Genomic DNA, 17,626 nt, shown 5'->3' with positions numbered 1-17,626 from the left:
TACACCATCGGCTTCATGGTCAAGTGGAAGAACGGCGACAAGAAGGGAGCGCTCTTCGACCAGCTCTCCTGGATGCTCATCATAATAGCTATAGTTCTCTTTGCGGCGAAAACATCTAAACCGCTCATGGAGGCCATCTTTGGAGTTGGCCTAATCCTCTTTGCCATCGGCGAGGTAGTCAGCAACGGGGGTCTCGCAGCACTCCTCATAATCTCGGACTTCTTCGGCTTCATCGGGACGTGGCTCAGCTACGCCCGTCTCATGGCCTTGGCACTGGCCACCAGCGGTATAGCGATGGTCGTCAACGTTTTAACCGGAATGGTCTGGGGCATCAAGATAAGTACCGTCCCCCTTGGAGTGGCATTGGGCATAATAGTCTTCATCGGCGGCCAGCTGTTTTCGACCGCCATAAACTCCCTCGGAGCCTTCGTCCACTCGCTCCGTCTTCAGTATGTTGAGTTCTTTGGAACGTTTTATTCGGGCGATGGAAAGCCCTTCACTCCCTTTAGGGCGAAGAGAGAGGTTTCAAAACTTGAACTGAAAGCTGATGGAGGTGTTTGAAGGATGGATCCGATAGTTTACGTCTCCCTTGGAGCAGCCCTCGCGGCAGGTCTTGCAGGGGCAGCTTCGTCCTTCGGTGTGGGTGTAGCCGGTGCAGCAGCAGCTGGAGTTGTCGCAGAGGACGAGAAGAACTTCAAAAACGCCCTCATACTTGAGGGACTGCCCATGACCCAGAGCATCTACGGCCTCATTACACTATTCCTGATCCTGCTCAGCGCAGGGATCATCGGCGGTGGCTTCAGGTTCGCCCAGCCGACCACAGAGAACCTCGTTAAGAGCGCCATACTCTTCGGTGCAGGTCTTACGGTCGGCCTGACAGGCTTCTCGGCAATACCGCAGGGTGTGATAGCCGGTGCAGGTATAGGTGCCGTTGCCAAGAACCCGAAGACCTTCACCCAGGGAATCATCTTCGCGGCGATGGCCGAGACCATGGCAATATTTGGTCTCGTCGGTGCGCTCATAATGATAGCCACCGGCGTCGGCCTCTGAGCCCTCTCCTTTTTACAGCCTGAGGAGGACTAAAAATGGAAGGTGCAGAACTCATAATTCAGGAAATAAACAGGGAAGCCGAGCAGAAGATACAGTACATACTCAATGAGGCCAGGGGAGAGGCTGAGAAGCTCAAAGAAGAGGCCAAAAAGAGAGGGGAAGCCAGAGCCGAGTGGATACTAAGGAAGGCCAAAACACAGGCGGAGATAGAGAAGCAGAGAATAATAGCCAACGCCCGCCTGGAGGTCAGGAAGAAGAAGCTCGCCGTCCAGGAGGAATACATAAGGAAGGCAATCGAAGGCCTGAAGGAGAGGCTCGCAAGCCTAGACGACGAGGAGTACTTTCCGATACTCGTTGAACTGACGGCAAAGGCCATGGAAGAGCTCGGTGTCACTTCAGCCGTCCTCCACTCCAACGAGAGAACCCTCAAGCTCGTGGTCGAGAGACTGACTCAGTTCAGAGAAGAGCTTACAAAGAGGCTTGGAAAAGAGGTTGAAATAACCGTTGGAAAACCAGTGCCGACGATAGGCGGAATCATCGTTGAGAGCACGGATGAAACGGTTAGGGTTGACAACACTTTCGAGGCCAGGATAGAACGCTTTGAGAGCGAGCTAAGGGCTACGATAGCCAAGGCCCTTTTTGGGTGATGGATAATGGAAGCGGTAGTGGCAATCCTCGACACAACGCTCGCAGTGATCTTCACATGGGTCGCCTACAAAACGGGGGCATACCTCTACAAGTACACCCCCTACTCCTATCCAAACGCCAGGATACGGGCGATGGAGGCCAAACTGCTTAGCGGGCAGAAGTTCAACGAGCTCGCCGAGAGCAGAACCCTACAGAACTTTGTCGTAAACCTTGAGGACACCGAGTACAAGGACTACCTTGCTGAACTCAAGTCATACAGCGTGGAGGAAATCGAAAGGGCCTTGGAGGGAGCGATGGCGGGGACCTACAGGCTGATGTACAAAATACTGCCCAAGCGCTCAAGGGATTTCTTTGGAATATTACTGGAGGAGTGGGACGTTAGGAACATAGCGAGCGTCGTTAAGGCCAAGCTGGCCAACGAGCCTGCGAGCGACTACGTAGTCGAACTCGGCAAAATGCTTCCTATAGTCAAGGCCATGGCAGAGGCCAAGACCATGGAGGAGATACTCGTCATCCTTGAGGGGACGCCCTACGAGGAACCCTACCAGAAGCTTCTCCTGGGCGAAATCGACGCGACCAGCTTTGAGACCGAGCTGTATAGGATTTACCACTCAAAGCTCCTCAGCTACGCCCTCTCCAGGAAGGGAGAAGAGAAGCTGATCCTCACCGAGTTTGTTAGGCTTTCAATAGACAGGAAGAACATCTCAACCATTCTCAGGGCCAAGACCGCCGGCATGTCCGCGGACGAGATACAGACCTTCCTGATCCCTGGGGGAACCGTTAACCTGGAGCCAGCCATCCATGTGGATTCACTCGACATGGCGCTCGCGGAGCTCGACTCCACCAAATACGGGCCGGTCATCAGAAGCGTCCGCGAGGAGATTGAGAAAGACCTCAGCGTCTTGGAGAGGGCCCTGGAGGATCACATAATCGAGAGGGTCGCCGAGCTGGACAGGTTCTACCCACTCAGCATAGCAACGCCACTGCTCTACATCCTGAAGAAGGAGAGGGAAGTGAGGAAGCTGAGGGCCATGGCGAAGCTCATTGGAGACGGGCTCAATCCAGAGGAGATAAAACACGTCGTAGGTGAGGTGGAATGAAAATAGCTGTCCTCGGCGACAGAGACACCGCACTCGGCTTTAAACTGGCGGGCGTCCATGAGGTCTACGCATTTGACGAAACATCTCTGGACGTCGAGCGCTTGAAGAACAAGCTGGAGGAGCTCATAGAGAATGGAGACGTGGGGATAATCTTCATCACCGAAAGGCTTGCCCAGAGGATTGAGCTTCCAGACGTTACGATTCCGATCATCCTTCAGGTGCCGGACAAGTCCGGCTCGAGATTCGGTGAAGAGGCCCTCCGCGAGATAGTGAGGAGGGCAATTGGCGTTGAGTTGAAGAGGTGAAGGGAAATGGGGAGGATAATTCGCGTTACAGGACCACTGGTTGTTGCCGACGGAATGAAAGGCTCGAAGATGTACGAAGTTGTCCGCGTCGGCGAGATGGGGCTCATCGGGGAAATCATCCGCCTTGAGGGCGACAAGGCCGTCATACAGGTCTACGAAGAAACCGCCGGAGTCAGGCCCGGAGAGCGTGTTGAAGGAACTGGGGCGTCCCTTACCGTCGAACTCGGCCCTGGATTGCTGACTTCGATATATGATGGCATACAGAGACCTCTTGAGATACTCAGGGAGAAGAGCGGTGACTTCATAGCGAGGGGCCTTACCGCTCCGGCCCTGTCAAGGGACAAGAAGTGGCACTTCACTCCAAATGCCAAGGTCGGGGATAAAGTCAGCGGTGGCGACGTTCTCGGCATTGTTCCTGAAACTGACATCATAGAGCACAAAATCCTTGTCCCTCCATGGGTGGAGGGAGAAATCGTTGAGATTGCCGAGGAAGGTGACTACACCATTGAGGAGGTCATAGCAAGGGTCAAGAAGCCAGACGGAAGCATTGAGGAGCTAAAGATGTACCACAAGTGGCCCGTTCGTGTTAAGAGGCCCTACAAGGCCAAGCTCCCGCCCGAAGTTCCACTCATCACCGGACAGAGGACTATTGACACCTTCTTCTCCATAGCAAAGGGTGGGACCGCTGCAATTCCAGGCCCCTTTGGTTCAGGAAAGACAGTTACACAGCACCAGCTAGCTAAGTGGAGTGACGCCAACGTAGTCGTCTACATAGGCTGTGGCGAGCGCGGTAACGAGATGACGGATGTGCTTGAGGAATTCCCCAAGCTGAAGGACCCGAAAACCGGGAAGCCCCTTATGGAGAGAACCGTTCTCATAGCAAACACGTCCAACATGCCCGTCGCTGCACGTGAGGCCTCAATCTACACCGGAATTACCATAGCGGAGTACTTTAGAGATATGGGCTACGACGTGGCTTTGATGGCGGACTCAACATCGAGGTGGGCGGAGGCACTCCGTGAAATCTCCGGCCGTCTTGAAGAGATGCCAGGTGAAGAAGGTTATCCTGCCTACCTCGCGAGCAGGATAGCGGAGTTTTACGAAAGGGCAGGTAGAGTCCTCGCCCTAGGAAGCGACGAGAGGGTCGGTAGCGTTTCCGTCATCGGTGCCGTCTCACCGCCAGGTGGAGACTTCAGTGAACCAGTTGTCCAGAACACCCTCCGTGTCGTTAAAGTCTTCTGGGCTTTGGATGCTGACCTTGCTCGCAGGAGGCACTTTCCTGCGATCAACTGGCTGAGGAGCTACTCGCTCTACCTCGATGCAGTCCAAGACTGGTGGCACAGGAACGTTGATCCCGAGTGGAGGGAGATGCGCGACACGGCGATGGCCCTCCTCCAGAAGGAGGCCGAACTGCAGGAAATCGTTAGGATCGTCGGTCCCGATGCTCTACCTGACAGGGAAAAAGCGGTGCTCATAGTTACGAGGATGCTCCGCGAGGACTACCTCCAGCAGGACGCCTTCGACGAGGTCGACACCTACTGCCCGCCGAAGAAGCAGGTCACGATGATGCACGTCATCCTTAACTTCTACGAGAAGACCATGTCGGCTGTGGACAGGGGCATTCCAGTTGATGAGATAGCCAAGCTCCCGGTCAGGGAGAAGATAGGCCGTATGAAGTTTGAGCCGGAAGTCGAAAAGGTCAGGGCCCTGATAGACGAGACGAACGCACAGTTTGAGGAGCTCTTTAAGAAGTACGGAGCGTGATGGCCATGCCCGGAATGGAATACTCCACAGTTAGCAAGATCTACGGGCCCCTCATGATCGTCGAGGGCGTTAAGGGTGTTGCCTACGGTGAGGTCGTTGAGGTAGAAACTGAAAGCGGCGAGAAGAGGAAGGGACAGGTGCTCGAAGCAAGGGAAAACCTCGCGATAGTTCAGGTCTTCGAAGGAACCCGCGATTTGGACATTAAAACGACCCGCGTCCGCTTCACCGGTGAGACCCTCAAGGTTCCCGTTTCAATGGACATGCTGGGCAGGGTATTCAACGGCATAGGCAGACCCATAGATGGCGGGCCCGAGATCATCCCCGAGGACAGGAGAGACGTCCACGGGGCACCGCTCAACCCCGTTGCGAGGGCCTACCCCAGGGACTTCATCCAGACCGGCATCTCAGCCCTAGACGGTATGAACACCCTCGTCCGCGGCCAGAAGCTACCCATCTTCAGTGGTTCAGGTTTACCGCACAACATGCTCGCTGCCCAGATAGCGAGGCAGGCCAAGGTTCTCGGAGAGGAGGAGCAGTTCGCGGTTGTCTTCGCAGCCATGGGCATCACCTACGAGGAAGCCAACTTCTTCAAAAAGAGCCTAGAGGAGACTGGAGCAATAGAGAGAGCAGTTCTCTTCCTCAACCTAGCTGACGACCCGGCAATCGAGCGCATCATCACTCCGCGCATGGCTCTGACCGTTGCGGAGTACCTGGCTTTCGACTACGACATGCAGGTTCTCGTCATACTCACGGACATGACCAACTACTGTGAGGCTTTGAGGGAAATTTCAGCAGCAAGGGAAGAGGTTCCGGGAAGACGCGGCTATCCGGGTTACCTCTACACTGACCTGGCCACAATCTACGAGCGCGCCGGTAGGGTTAGGGGCAGAAAGGGGAGCATAACCCAGATGCCCATCCTGACGATGCCGGACGACGACATAACCCATCCGATTCCCGATCTGACCGGTTACATCACGGAGGGGCAGATCGTTCTGAGCAGGGAGCTCCACAGGAAGGGTATCTACCCGCCGATAGATGTTCTGCCTTCGCTCAGCCGTCTGATGAAGGACGGTATCGGTAAGGGAAGGACGAGGGAAGACCACCCCCAGCTGGCCCAGCAGCTGTATGCAGCTTATGCTGAAGGAAGGTCTCTCAGGGATCTTGTTGCCGTCGTCGGTGAGGAGGCCTTAAGCGAGACCGACAAGAAGTACCTCAAGTTCGCCGACCGCTTTGAGAAGGAATTCGTCGCCCAGCGCTACGATGAGGACAGGAGCATCTTCGAAACCCTCGACCTCGGCTGGGAACTGCTCACAGAGCTCCCGGAGAGTGAGCTCAAACGCGTCAGGAAGGAGTACATCCTCAAGTACCACCCGAAGTACAGGAAGAGGGTTTAATGCCCTACCAAATTTTTAGGTGGTTGAGATGGCAGAACTGCTAAACGTCAAGCCCACGAGGATGGAGCTCCTCAATCTCAAGAGACGCATTAAACTGGCCAAGAAGGGACACAAACTCCTCAAGGACAAGCAGGACGCCCTGATAATGGAGTTCTTCACAATCTACGACGAGGCCCTCACCCTTAGGAGGGAACTCAACCTCAAGATGGGGGAGGCCTTTAAAGCCCTCCAGATGGCCGAGATCGACGTCGGAACGCTCAGGCTGAGGGAGATAGGCCTCTCCGTTAAGCCCAACAGGGAAGTCGAGATAAGGAAGAGGAACGTCATGGGTGTTGCGGTGCCTCTCATCGAGGCCGAATCCTTCAGAAGGAGTGCCGGCGAGAGGGGCTACGCCTTCGTCTCCAGCTCCGCCAAGGTTGATGTTGCAGCTGACAAGTTCGAAGAAGTCCTAGATTTAGCTGTCCGCCTCGCTGAAGTCGAGGAGACCCTCAAGAGGCTCGCGAAGGAAATAGAAACGACCAAGAGGCGCGTCAACGCCCTTGAGTACATCATAATCCCGCGCATGGAAGCTACCGTCAAGTTCATCAAACAGAGGCTTGACGAGATGGAGCGCGAGAACTTCTTCAGACTGAAGAGGGTCAAGGCCCTCATAGAGGCCCGCGCCCAGGCAGGGGCTTAATCGGGCTTAATCTTTTATTCTCCCCTGCTATTCTTCAGTAGGTGGTCGTATGACGGAGAAGCTGTTCTACCGGGATCCCTACCTAAGGGAAGCGAAGGCTAAGATTACCGGCGTCGAAGTCAAAGGGAAACGGGTGAGGTTGACCCTTGACAGGACGATATTCTATCCTGAAGGCGGCGGTCAGCCCTCGGACAGGGGAAGGATTGAAGGAAATGGCTTTGCTGTCCGCGTTGAGAAAGTTACCGGAAAAGACGAGGTCTTTCACGAGGGTTCTTTGAAAGGCAGAACCCCCGAAGTTGGTGAGGAAGTCAGGTTACTACTCGACTGGGAGTGGAGATACGAGAACATGCGCGCCCACACGGGACAGCACGTACTTTCGGCGGTCATCAAGGGCCTGCAAGGTGCCGAGACGACGGGCTTCCAGATATTCCCGGAGTACAATAAGATAGAGATAGACTACCCGGGAGAGCTCAAGTGGGAGGATGTCCTTGAGATCGAGAGGAAGACGAACGAGGTCATATGGGGCGATCTACCCGTTGAGGTCGAGGTCTACGGGGAGCTTCCGGATGAGCTGAAGGCCCTCCTTAGAAAGGACGTCTCCTCAAAGGTCAAGCCCCCCATAAGAATCGTCCGCATCGGAACTGTTGACGTCACCCCCTGCGGCGGGACGCATGTGAAGAGCACCGGAGAGATTGGTTTCCTGAAGGTCATCCGCGTTTACCGAAAGAGCAGAAAACTCCTGCGCATAGAGTTCGCTACTGGAGTGAGGGCCTTAAAATACCTCAATGGACTTCTTGAGGACTACTGGAATGCCTTAAACAAGATGCCCAACAAAAACCGCCCGCTCGTTGAGCGCGTCGAGGAGTTAAAGGGCGAGATCGAAGGGCTTGAGGCTGAGAAAGACTCCCTGAGGAGAGAGCTCTGGGAATGGAAGGCGAAGGCGTTGCTCAAGGACGCCGAAGAGATCGGAGGGGTTAGGGTCGTTGCCCACGTTGAAAGCTCGCCGATGAAAGATGCCCAGGCCTTTTCCATCAACTTCGTTGATAAAAACCCCGAAACAGTCGTCATCCTCGCCGGGCAGAACTACGTAATCCTCGCGAAGAACAGAGGTGTTGGCCTCGACATGAGAGAAGTCCTGAGGGAAGTTCTCTCAAGGGTCGGTGGCGGTGGCGGTGGAAGCGAGACCCTTGCCAGGGGTGGGGGCTTCAAAGAAAGACCAGAGAAAGTTTTGGAGGTCGCCCTCGGAGCAATCAGAGAGCGTTTAGGTCGAGCTTCCTCCTGACGAGTTCCCACTGCCACTCCGGGACTTCCGGCCTCTCAAGTTCTTTTTCTGCTTTTTCTCTGCTCATAAGGCCGTACCTGACGAGTGCAGCTATTCTACGCTGCTCAAAGGAGTGTCCGTGCTTCCCCCAGTACCTTTCGAGGGCCGGGCCCAAAACCAGACAGTTCGTTGTATAGCCCGGCAACTCCAGGAACTCGAAGGGGAGCTTTCTTAGAATTTCAAAGCGCTCCTCCTCGGTCATCATTGAGAGGAGCCTTATCTGGGTTATCCCCCCGCTCATCAACCTGTGGGGGTGATGCCCAAAGGGTAGCTCGTGGCCGGTTATGATATAGCGGTAGCCCTTTCGGAGGGTGTACTTCCTGAGCTTCTCCATCGTCCTCCTGGAGCAGGCTCTGCAGGGGCTCTGGGCGTTGAGAAGGGCCTCGCGGAAGATGTCCGAGTAATCGTAGTGCAAAAGGGTAAACTGAACCCCGAGGTGCTTGGCTATTCTCTCGGCGTTCTCTATCGCTTGCCCCGCCATGAGCCCGTGATCCACCATGACCGCCTCAAGCTCTGGAACCCTGTAAACTTCCTTGGTCAGGTAGAGTGCAACGACACTGTCCTTCCCGCCAGAGTAAGCAACGATTGCCCTATCTACTTTTTCCATGAGCTCTTCGAGCTCCCTCCTGACGGCCTCCCTCTCTATCGGATACCTTAGATAAACCTGACACTCCCTGCAGAGCGGTTTCCCGTCTATTACATCTATCTTCGCCGTCCTCTCATCGTGGACGCAGAGCGAGCACTTGAGCATGTCCCCTGAAGGGAGAGAAGGCTTTAAAACGTTACCTTCTGAGCTTAACCTTCCTTCCAAGTTCATCCGCCTTCTCCCTACCCTTCTTCCCGGCGAAGAAAGAAACAACTGCTATCTGGTTTTCGAGCAGGACCCCTCGGTTGTTCCTCGCTATTAGCCAGCCGAAGAACGCCCCAAAGGCGAGGCCGGCGAACCAGAGCTCGACTATAAAAGGCCCGCGTGAGAGAGCACTAGGCCTGGCCGTCAAAGAGATGGTCTTGTAAGCCAGCGCAAAGGCCAGGACAAAGATACCCTCAAGGAGGAGATTTGCCCTCACGGCCCTACCCAGGAGTGAGAGAACCCTACTGTCATCGGTGTATTCCTCAAGGACCCTGCCATCGTGGACGCTGTAAACAAGGGTTCTCGTGACGTTGGCACCGCTCCTGAAGGCGAGGAATGCGAAAAGCATTGACAGAAAGTCCCAACGAACCCTGAGGCTTGCCCAGAGGCCGATAAGTACCCAGAATAGGGTGAAGAGCCTTTCAAGGCGCTTTCTCTCGTTTTTGGGGACATCAACCCTTAGAGCCTTTTTAAGCGTTATCCCAGCCAGCTTTCCGCCGACCCTAACGAACCAGACCAGAATGTTGATCCCGAGGAATGTCAACAGGAGGACTACCGAGAGCAACTCCCAGAGCAACAGCCTCACCGTCTAATGTAGGGGGAGGGAGCTTATCACTTTTTCCTCGCCCTCTTGACAACCGGAGCCACTTCCCTCGCTACCCTCTTGACGCTGAAGAGAGTTAGTGCATCCATCCTCTTGAGCTGGGCGAGGAGACAGCCGCTTATACGCACGTCAATGTACTCCCTCGCCTTCATTGCCACCCTGAGGAGCTCCCTGACGCTCTCAGCCCTCTCAAAGTCGAGGCCCGCTTTCTTAAGACGCTCCACGTTGAGCTCGTGTATCGTGAGCGGCTGGAGGTGCATCTCGTCAACACCCAGAGAGGAAGCCAGCTCGGCTATCTTCGGTATTTCCCGCTCGTTTATCCCGGGCATGAAAATCGTCCTGACCACGGAGCGGACGCTCTTGTCTTCTCCAACTATCCTGAGGGCGTTGACAACGGCCTCAAATGTGTCGGCGTTCGTTATTTTGAGGTGCTTTTCCCGCGAGGCAGCATCCAGGCTTATCATCACGATGTCAAAGTCCAGCTTTTCCCACAGCTCCTCAGTAAGGAGGGAGCCGTTTGTCTGGAGGTCGAGCCTCGCACCCGGAAACCTCTCCCTGAGCATCCTGTTGACCTCGACAATGCGCGGGCTTAGTAAAGGCTCGCCGTACTGAGAGACCGTTATCGCCTTCGGATTATCCCAGCCGTAGTAGCCAGGCTTTGGAGCTTTTCCCAGCTTTAATGCCACGTTGGAGTAGCAGAATATGCAGTCGTGGTTGCAGGCTGGAGTCAGCTCGTAGCTTGGGTGGTGAACCGGATTGGGATTGCTCAGGTCAAGTCCCTGGCAGAATCGGCAGTGGCTCGGGTAGCTTATCTCATCCACAAACTCCTTCAGGAGCCTTGCCTCCCTGTTTTCCAGAATCCTGGGCTCGACGCCTATCTTCCTCGCAAACTCCTCCCAAGTTAACTTCATCCTCACACCCACTCCTGGAAAGGGAAAGCCCTTAAAAAATAATTGGTCAGATTAAGCCCTTCAGCTGGAGGCCATCGAAGACTGGCCCGTCCCTGCAGACGAGGTATTTACCAAGGGAACAGCTCCCGCAGACGCCTATTCCGCACTTCATGTAACGCTCCGCGGAGACCTGAACGTTCCTGTAGTTCCTAACCCTGAGAACTTCCCTCAGCAGGGGCTCCGGTCCGCAGGCGTAGACCCAGTCGAACTCCCCGCCTCTCTCGACCAGAACCTCTGTAGGAAAGCCCTTTCTCCCCAAGGAGCCATCATCGGTCGTTACAACCACCTCGTCAACGTATTCATCAATGTCCAGAAGGACGGCCTCTTTCCGGCTCCGCGCCCCGTATATTAACGTTACCTCCTTGAAATTTCCCTTTTCCTGCCTTGCGAAAGCGTAAACGGGTGGGATCCCAATCCCCCCAGCGACCAAGGCCACTTTCTCCCCCCTCGCCTCAAAGCCCCTTCCGTAGGGGCCCCTGATCCAGAGCCTGTCTCCCTCGCCAAGCTCGAAGAGCCTTGATGTGAATCTCCCAACCCTCTTCACAACTATCAGGTCTCGCCAGGCAAGGCTGAAGGGCTTCTCTCCAACTCCCGGTAGCCAGACCATGACGAACTGCCCGGCCCTAAAGTCAAACTCCCCATTGAACCTGAAGGCCCTAACCCCTTCTCCGGCCTCCCAGGTCTCGACTATTTCAACGACTCTGTACATTTAGCCTAACCCCCTGAGGCTTTCCGACTATTTCATCCCCTTCCATAACGACCCTCCCCCTTATCAGGGTCATCACGACCTTTCCCTTAAGCCTGCGGCCCTCCCAGGGGCTCCACTTGGATTTGGTGTAGAACTCCTCAGGCTTAACTGTCCACTCCTTCTTGAGGTCAACTATCGTAAAGGTTGCCTCCCCGCCGACTTCAAACTCCCTCCCTATTATGCCAAAGGCCCTGACTGGCCCGTCGTGCATCTTCTCAGCTATATCTTCAAGGGTCATCAGCCCCATGTTCACCGCATCGAGGAGGAGGGCAACCTCGGTCTCAAGCCCGGGAATCCCGGCCGAGCCGTTCTTTTTGTCTTCAATGGTATGAGGTGCGTGGTCGCTTGCTATGATTGGAACCTGTGAGATGTTCTCCCAGAGGGCCCTCCGGTGCTCTTCAGTTCTAAGCGGTGGGTAAACCTTGAGGAGCGGGTTCCTCTCATAATCCTTCTTAGTTAGAAATAGGTGGTGTGGCGTCACCTCAAAGGTCACCCAGGGGAGACTTCTTTCCAGTATCTCCAATATTCCCTCACGCGTTGAGACATGGCAGATGTTGAGGGGCTTTTTCAGACTTTCCGCGATGATTAAGGCCCTTTTTATCGCCCGACTCTCGGCCTCTGGAGGCCTCTCAGGATTTTTCGCTATGACCTCAGGATCCTCAGCATGGACGCTCAGAACCCCGGGAGAACAGGCATAGTCGCTTTCGAAGTGCTCTGAATATATCCCCCCTGTTGAGGAACCCATAAAGACCTTGTAGAAGTCGGCCCCCGACTTAACGGCCTCTCTGCAGTTGTCCCTGAGGAGAAAGCCGAGAGCATAATCAGCATAGGCCCTTCCCTTGAAGAGCTTTAGGCGCTTTTCGAAAGTTTGGGAGTCCATCACCGGTGGGTTAGTGTTGGGCATGTCAAAAACTGCCGTGATACCACCGTGAAGGGCTGACTTCGTGCCGCTCTCCACCGTCTCCTTTTTTCTCTCCCTAAAGTCCCTGAGGTGGACGTGGGTGTCGATAAGGCCCGGCAGAACAATGGCTGATTTCAACTCTATGGTTTCCTCCCCCTTCAGAGGCAACCGGGAAATTCTTGCTATCCTACCCCTGTCCACTCCAACGCTCCCTTCAAGGACCTCCCCGTGAAACAGGAACTTCCCTTTGAGAACCAGCTCGTGCATAGTGCCCGCCCGAGGTTAACAGGCTACGGTTTTAAGATTTTTGCTTCTCCAAACTCTAGCCTAACCATTTTTTCGAGTTTCTACAATAATAATCAAAGTTAGATTTGACTACGGGGATAATATATTGAATTGTATTTCACACCAGCCGGCCATTATGTCGCAATTTTAAATTTATACCTTTATCTCCCGGAAGATCTTAATTGGGGCTTTCTACATGCTGGTACTTATTTCGAACTTCTACAACAACGTAACCCTTAAATAGGACTCGAATGTATAGCTTCATGCCATTATACGCCGTATGTGGCAACGTTGCCAAAAACTGAAGGAGGCACTGGAATATGAATAGGAAAGCCCTAAGCCTGTTTGTTATGGGCTTGATGTTGTTTAGTGTATTCTTAGTTGCAAAGCCAGCCAGCGCCCAGCAGTCAGTCCCAGGGAATACCCTTAAGATCGTTCAGCTTGCTGCCCAAGGCAGTCTCTTTATGGGTGTCTTCAACCCATCCCCGAGCGGAATGACAGACGTTTACACAGTCCGCGTCTGGTACTTCCTTGACGACCCGGCCGTGACCATGGGACCGGACGCACAGTATCACCCCTACCGCTGCCAGCTCGTTAACATACAGTACAACGTTAAGGTTCCGGACGATGCCATTATCTGGAACGGAACCCAGAAGCAGTGGATTGCCCCCTACGCGGGCAAGACTGCCAAGAGTGCCGTCACCTGGAAGTGCGGTCTCGGAACCTGGGTTGACGGCCAGCCGATAACCCTCGCCGACTACCTCTTCGACTACGCCATGACCTGGGAGTGGAGCTATCAGGACGGCAAGGGCGACAAGTACTACAGCCAGACCTACGCCAACAACTACCAGGGAACCCTCCAGCTGGTCATGGGTCTCAAGGTTGACAAAGTCACCAGCGACTACATCGAGTACACCCTCTACCAGAACTACGTCGTTCCCTACGACAAGTGGAGCACCGCCATCGGTAACTTCATGGAGAAGCCCAGCTTCCCGTGGGAGCTCTACAACGTTATGAGCGAGATGGTCGCCAACGGGGTCAACGGCAAGGAGTTCTCCTGGAGCACCACCCCACAGAACGGTTACCAGCTTGACATGATAGACCCGGAGCAGGCTCCCTACTTCAAGGCCGAGGCCCAAGCCCTTATGAACAACCCGATACCTATCTGGCTCAGCACCCTCAAGCCCTGGCTCCAGAAGTGGGGCATCAGTGAGTCCCAGGCTGGAATAACTACCGACCTCGCCAAGGCCGGCTACCAAGGAATCATCAAGTGGGTTGACAACTACAAGAACGTCCTCATAAGCGACGGGCCCTACTACGTGGCCAGCTACAACCCCAAGGCCATGACGGTTATCCTCAAACTCGCTAACAACAAGAGAATCGGCTTCCCGGGAACCGTTAACGGCAAGCCCCTTCCGTGGAACCCCTACTGGAAGGAGATTGACATCTACGGCACTCTCAACAAGGACACGGCAATACTCGCCGTCGCCAAGGGCGAGTACGACTTCTACTGGTACGCCACTCCCTACAGCGACATAGCCAAGGTCATGCAGGACTACGGTAAGAACCTCAACCCCATCAAGACCATCGCAGTCTGGTGGTCACTCGACCTCAACCTCGTCGGCGATCCGACCACCGGTCTCGTCAACTCATCCGGAACCATCAAGTTCAACCCGATGGCTCTCAGGGGCGTTAGATACGCCATGAACTGGCTCATCAACAGGCAGTATATCGTCAGCCAGATACTCCAGGGTAGCGGTGCTCCAATGTTCGGCCCGGAGGTCAGCGGACAGACTGACGCCTACATAAGGATAATGACCGTTGCCAAGGCCCTTGGCTTCACCCCGCAGGGTGATGAGAACTACGCCCTCAAGCTCATCGACCAGGCAATGAACAGCGCCGCCAAGGCCCTTGCAGCTAAGGGCCACACCCTGAAGAAGGTAAACGGTGTCTGGACCTATGATGGCAAGCCCGTGACCCTCAAGGTCGTCGCCCGTGTCGAGGACCAGAGGCTTGACGAGGGTAAGTACATCGCCCAGATCCTCCAGAAGGCGGGCTTTAAGGTCGAGCTCCTGCAGTGGCAGAGGAGCCAGGCCAGCAAAGTCGTCTACGGTCAGGATCCGAGGACCCTCCAGTGGAGTGTTTACACCGAGGGTTGGGTCGTCAGCGGAGTTCAGTCCGTCACGAGCATCGCCTGGGACTTCTGGTTCTTCGACTACTACGTTGACCCGAACTGGGCCACCAACTATAAGAACCCGATGACCGTCCAGGACCTCGTCAACACCATAGCCGGCGGTAACGTTAACAAGTTCATTCAGGAGCTCAACCTCAAGTACTACAACACCCCGGACAAGCTCAAGCCGCTCCTCAACTGGAGAGGCTACGACCTCGCCATGGTTCTGGCCTACAACAGCTGGAAGGGACCAAACAACACCACCGTCAGCATAAAGACCCTCGACCAGTTCTGGGACCTCTACAAGCTCGCCTACGGTACGCACATGCTCAACTCACCGCGCATTTACACCGTCGAAACCTGGAACTTCTTCCTGACCAACAAGAAGATAACTGTCACCATGCCCGACCCGATAAGCGGTCTCGGAAGCTTCCTCGCGGCAAGGTCGGTCATCCCGACCCCAACCAAGACGACCACTACCACAACAACTTCAACAACAACGACCAAGACGACTACGAGCAAGACCACCACAACTACCACAACCACTACCAGCCAGATGACCAGCAGCACCAGCACCACCCAGGCCACCCAGACCACCAGCCCCACCCAGACAACCACCGCTGCCAAGACCAGCAACGCAGTAACCTACACCATAATCGGCATCATAATAATAATCATAATCGGTGCCGGCTGGTACTTCGCCAGGAAGAAGTGAGGCCTCTGGCCTCCACTTACTCTTTTGTTTTATCCATGTTAACTCAAAGCTCTTCTACAGCCTGAGTTTTCATGCATGTGGATGAACACATGTGAGCATATGTGCACGTTTGGGGAAAACTATTTAAACTTTAACTTTCACGTAAAAGTTGACCTTTGCGAGCATCAATGAAACCTCGGAGGGGTTAAAATGGCCATGGGTTTCGGCAAGTACGTGACGTACAGGCTCGTAAACGCGGTGATTATCCTCTTCCTCGCCGTGCTCTTGATGTCGGCCCTCTTTACGAAGCTGGCCACAATCCAGCTGACAACTCAGGTTGACTCTGAGGTGCAAATGTGGGTTAGGGGTTACACTCAAAGCCACCACCAGGCCCCTAGTAAGGAACTGATAGAGCAGTACAGGGCAGAGAGAATGCACTATTACGGCTTAGATAAACCCTACTGGGAGCGCGCATGGATGTACACTGTAGACACGTTCTTCTTTAAATGGGGTAATTCCATACCGGCAGTCTTCGGAACTCACAGTGTCTCGGATCAGATCAAAACGGCACTTGCAAGAACCATCCTGCTTTTCACGACCGCTCAGATAATAATAATATTCATAGGCCTTGCTCTGGGTGTCAAAAGCGCTCAGAAGCCCGGAAGTCTGCTCGACAGGACGATATCCATACTCGCAATGCTGACCACCAGCTTACCGATGTGGTGGCTCGGAATGCTCATGATACTGCTCTTCGTCGTCTACCTGGGCTGGCTACCAATAACCCTGTACTCCCAGGTTGAAGTCAGCGGATGGGGCAACATCCTCAAGAAGATGAGCCTCCCCGTCCTGACCATAGTGACGGTCTCCTTTGGAGGCTGGTCATGGATCATCAGGAACATCATGATAGGAACCATGCAGGAAGACTTCATCATGGTCGCCAGGGCAAAAGGCGTCCCAGAGAGGAAAGTCATATACGGTCACGCCCTCAGGGCCGCGGCTCCCCCGATAGTCACTATGATAATCTTCGCCATGATTGGATCACTTGGTGGTGCAATAATTACCGAGATCGTCTTCAACTGGCCGGGGATGGGCCGTCTTTACTGGGAGGCCCTCCAGCTCAACGCGGTAAGAACCATGATGGCACTGAACTACATGTTCGCGTTCCTGACCGTGTTCTCAATGGTGCTGGCAGACGTACTCTACGGCTACCTTGACCCGCGTGTCAGGGTCGGTGCCGCCGCGAGGTCGTGAGGTGGTGAGGAATGAGATGGGTTGACTTCAAGGACAGTGTCAAGAGGTTCTGGAGCGAATACAAGCACCAGAAATCAGGTATGGTAGGACTGACACTGCTCATAATCCTCGTGGGTCTCGCCCTCGCAGCCCCCTACATGACAAGCCCCAATATTCCGGAGAAATGGCAAACCGGCCAGGCGTGGATAGTTAATCCAAAGAACGCCCCGCCATCATGGGAAAACTACTTTATCAAGGAAACAAAGGCCCCACAGAAGATCATCACCATCCATCAGATGAAGGTTGAATCGGCCGAGAACGGCACCAGTAAGGTCTACACCTTAACCTTTAACTACGACATGTCTTACCAAGTTCCGCCCAAGGACATAGTCATAACCGGGTTAGTCTCAAACGCGTCCCGCCCGCAGGATACACCACAGGTCTCGATACGCATCCAGAGGCCCCCTGAGCCGGGTGTTAAATACGAGAGCCTAACTATCCTCAGTGGAGCCCAGCTCCCAAGCACGGGTGCACTTCAGCTGTCATACACCCCGCAGGTTAAGACCCTCCTCTTTTACTGGCTCTACAAAAACGGTGTTTACCACCTTCCGATACAGATACCCCAGCAACTCCCGCTTGAGATGAGGCTCCTGTATCTCAACCAGCAACTCCAGATGAACAACACCCTCTACGGCTACTATCAAAGTGCAGATCCGATGAAGATACTCTTTGGAAGTATCACTAACGGAAAAGGCCACCTCCTTCCGCTTGAGACCATCATATACAACTCAACCGGCCTCCAAGGAGCTTACAAGTTCACGATCATCATAAAGGCTCCGAAATACGTCAACGTCAACCTCGACAAGTTCGAGGTCGCGATGGTCGGAAGAACCTTCGGATTGCTTGGGACGGACCAGATGGGTAGGCCGA

General features: G+C 54.4%; 16 protein-coding genes and 1 pseudogene. 12 read left to right on the top strand and 5 right to left on the bottom strand.

Annotated features, from left to right (window positions below):
* The 9 genes from MVD07_RS08860 to MVD07_RS08820 form a co-directional block, all read left to right on the top strand.
* The coding region (locus MVD07_RS08860) for a V-type ATPase 116kDa subunit family protein (RefSeq protein WP_297501017.1) at positions 1–561 on the top strand (561 nt) is incomplete at its 5' end.
* Positions 562–564: 3 nt separating this feature from the next.
* Entirely contained in the window at positions 565–1,050 is a 486-nt protein-coding gene (locus MVD07_RS08855; RefSeq protein WP_297501014.1) for a V-type ATP synthase subunit K, read from the top strand.
* A gap of 35 nt (positions 1,051–1,085) precedes the next feature.
* The gene (locus MVD07_RS08850; protein WP_297501010.1) at positions 1,086–1,697 is read left to right on the top strand and encodes a V-type ATP synthase subunit E; all 612 of its coding nucleotides are present in this window, start codon (positions 1,086–1,088) and stop codon (positions 1,695–1,697) included.
* A 6-nt stretch (positions 1,698–1,703) separates the two neighbouring features.
* Positions 1,704–2,798, top strand: a complete 1,095-nt coding sequence (locus tag MVD07_RS08845; RefSeq protein ID WP_297501007.1) for a V-type ATP synthase subunit C — start codon at positions 1,704–1,706, stop codon at positions 2,796–2,798.
* Positions 2,795–3,103: a V-type ATP synthase subunit F gene (locus tag MVD07_RS08840; protein WP_297501004.1), complete on the top strand. Its 309-nt coding sequence runs from the start codon at positions 2,795–2,797 to the stop codon at positions 3,101–3,103. The genes MVD07_RS08845 and MVD07_RS08840 overlap by 4 nt, the downstream gene beginning before the upstream one ends.
* Positions 3,104–3,109: 6 nt before the next feature.
* Positions 3,110–4,867 (top strand): ATP synthase subunit A, encoded by a 1,758-nt coding sequence (locus MVD07_RS08835; protein WP_297501001.1) that lies wholly within the window; start codon positions 3,110–3,112, stop codon positions 4,865–4,867.
* Between the two features lie 5 nt (positions 4,868–4,872).
* Positions 4,873–6,261, top strand: coding sequence for an ATP synthase subunit B (locus MVD07_RS08830; protein WP_297501000.1), 1,389 nt, complete (start codon positions 4,873–4,875; stop codon positions 6,259–6,261).
* A gap of 28 nt (positions 6,262–6,289) precedes the next feature.
* Entirely contained in the window at positions 6,290–6,940 is a 651-nt protein-coding gene (locus MVD07_RS08825; RefSeq protein ID WP_297500998.1) for a V-type ATP synthase subunit D, read from the top strand.
* A 49-nt stretch (positions 6,941–6,989) separates the two neighbouring features.
* A complete protein-coding gene (locus MVD07_RS08820; RefSeq protein WP_297500996.1) occupies positions 6,990–8,222 on the top strand; it encodes a DHHA1 domain-containing protein in 1,233 nt (410 codons plus the stop codon).
* Here MVD07_RS08820 and MVD07_RS08815 read toward each other — a convergent pair.
* From MVD07_RS08815 to MVD07_RS08795, 5 genes are read right to left on the bottom strand one after another with little or no spacing between them, the layout of a single operon-like run.
* Positions 8,191–9,012, bottom strand: a complete 822-nt coding sequence (locus MVD07_RS08815; RefSeq protein WP_297500994.1) for an ATP-binding protein — start codon at positions 9,010–9,012, stop codon at positions 8,191–8,193. The genes MVD07_RS08820 and MVD07_RS08815 overlap by 32 nt on opposite strands.
* Before the next feature lie 31 nt (positions 9,013–9,043).
* Positions 9,044–9,697: a hypothetical protein gene (locus MVD07_RS08810; protein ID WP_297500992.1), complete on the bottom strand. Its 654-nt coding sequence runs from the start codon at positions 9,695–9,697 to the stop codon at positions 9,044–9,046.
* A gap of 26 nt (positions 9,698–9,723) precedes the next feature.
* Complete coding sequence (locus tag MVD07_RS08805; protein WP_297500990.1) at positions 9,724–10,626, bottom strand: radical SAM protein; 903 nt, start codon at positions 10,624–10,626, stop codon at positions 9,724–9,726.
* Between the two features lie 46 nt (positions 10,627–10,672).
* On the bottom strand, positions 10,673–11,374 hold the full coding sequence (locus MVD07_RS08800) for a dihydroorotate dehydrogenase electron transfer subunit (RefSeq protein WP_297500988.1): 702 nt from the start codon (positions 11,372–11,374) through the stop codon (positions 10,673–10,675).
* Positions 11,358–12,581: a dihydroorotase gene (locus MVD07_RS08795; RefSeq protein WP_297500986.1), complete on the bottom strand. Its 1,224-nt coding sequence runs from the start codon at positions 12,579–12,581 to the stop codon at positions 11,358–11,360. Before MVD07_RS08795 ends, MVD07_RS08800 begins: the two co-directional genes overlap by 17 nt.
* Positions 12,582–12,958: 377 nt before the next feature.
* Between MVD07_RS08795 and MVD07_RS08790 the strand changes: the two genes are divergently transcribed.
* From MVD07_RS08790 to MVD07_RS08780, 3 genes and pseudogenes are all read left to right on the top strand, one after another.
* On the top strand, positions 12,959–15,487 hold the full coding sequence (locus MVD07_RS08790; RefSeq protein WP_297500984.1) for a hypothetical protein: 2,529 nt from the start codon (positions 12,959–12,961) through the stop codon (positions 15,485–15,487).
* Positions 15,488–15,676: 189 nt separating this feature from the next.
* Positions 15,677–16,717: an ABC transporter permease gene (locus tag MVD07_RS08785; protein WP_366078500.1), complete on the top strand. Its 1,041-nt coding sequence runs from the start codon at positions 15,677–15,679 to the stop codon at positions 16,715–16,717.
* An 11-nt stretch (positions 16,718–16,728) separates the two neighbouring features.
* Positions 16,729–17,626: pseudogene (locus tag MVD07_RS08780) on the top strand (hypothetical protein); the annotation flags it as partial.

Source organism: Thermococcus sp., from assembly GCF_027008145.1.
In the GTDB taxonomy this organism is placed as follows: Archaea; Methanobacteriota_B; Thermococci; order Thermococcales; family Thermococcaceae; genus Thermococcus.
This window is presented reverse-complemented; position numbering and strand designations above follow the sequence as displayed.

Bases quoted from the DNA above. Each gene is read 5' to 3' on its own strand.
- MVD07_RS08855 (WP_297501014.1), top strand. From the start codon at position 565: ATGGATCCGATAGTTTACGTCTCCCTTGGAGCAGCCCTCGCGGCAGGT.
- MVD07_RS08850 (WP_297501010.1), top strand. From the start codon at position 1,086: ATGGAAGGTGCAGAACTCATAATTCAGGAAATAAACAGGGAAGCCGAG.
- MVD07_RS08845 (WP_297501007.1), top strand. From the start codon at position 1,704: ATGGAAGCGGTAGTGGCAATCCTCGACACAACGCTCGCAGTGATCTTC.
- MVD07_RS08840 (WP_297501004.1), top strand. From the start codon at position 2,795: ATGAAAATAGCTGTCCTCGGCGACAGAGACACCGCACTCGGCTTTAAA.
- MVD07_RS08835 (WP_297501001.1), top strand. From the start codon at position 3,110: ATGGGGAGGATAATTCGCGTTACAGGACCACTGGTTGTTGCCGACGGA.
- MVD07_RS08830 (WP_297501000.1), top strand. From the start codon at position 4,873: ATGCCCGGAATGGAATACTCCACAGTTAGCAAGATCTACGGGCCCCTC.
- MVD07_RS08825 (WP_297500998.1), top strand. From the start codon at position 6,290: ATGGCAGAACTGCTAAACGTCAAGCCCACGAGGATGGAGCTCCTCAAT.
- MVD07_RS08820 (WP_297500996.1), top strand. From the start codon at position 6,990: ATGACGGAGAAGCTGTTCTACCGGGATCCCTACCTAAGGGAAGCGAAG.
- MVD07_RS08815 (WP_297500994.1), bottom strand. From the start codon at position 9,012: ATGCTCAAGTGCTCGCTCTGCGTCCACGATGAGAGGACGGCGAAGATA.
- MVD07_RS08805 (WP_297500990.1), bottom strand. From the start codon at position 10,626: ATGAAGTTAACTTGGGAGGAGTTTGCGAGGAAGATAGGCGTCGAGCCC.
- MVD07_RS08800 (WP_297500988.1), bottom strand. From the start codon at position 11,374: ATGTACAGAGTCGTTGAAATAGTCGAGACCTGGGAGGCCGGAGAAGGG.
- MVD07_RS08795 (WP_297500986.1), bottom strand. From the start codon at position 12,581: ATGCACGAGCTGGTTCTCAAAGGGAAGTTCCTGTTTCACGGGGAGGTC.
- MVD07_RS08790 (WP_297500984.1), top strand. From the start codon at position 12,959: ATGTTGTTTAGTGTATTCTTAGTTGCAAAGCCAGCCAGCGCCCAGCAG.
- MVD07_RS08785 (WP_366078500.1), top strand. From the start codon at position 15,677: ATGGCCATGGGTTTCGGCAAGTACGTGACGTACAGGCTCGTAAACGCG.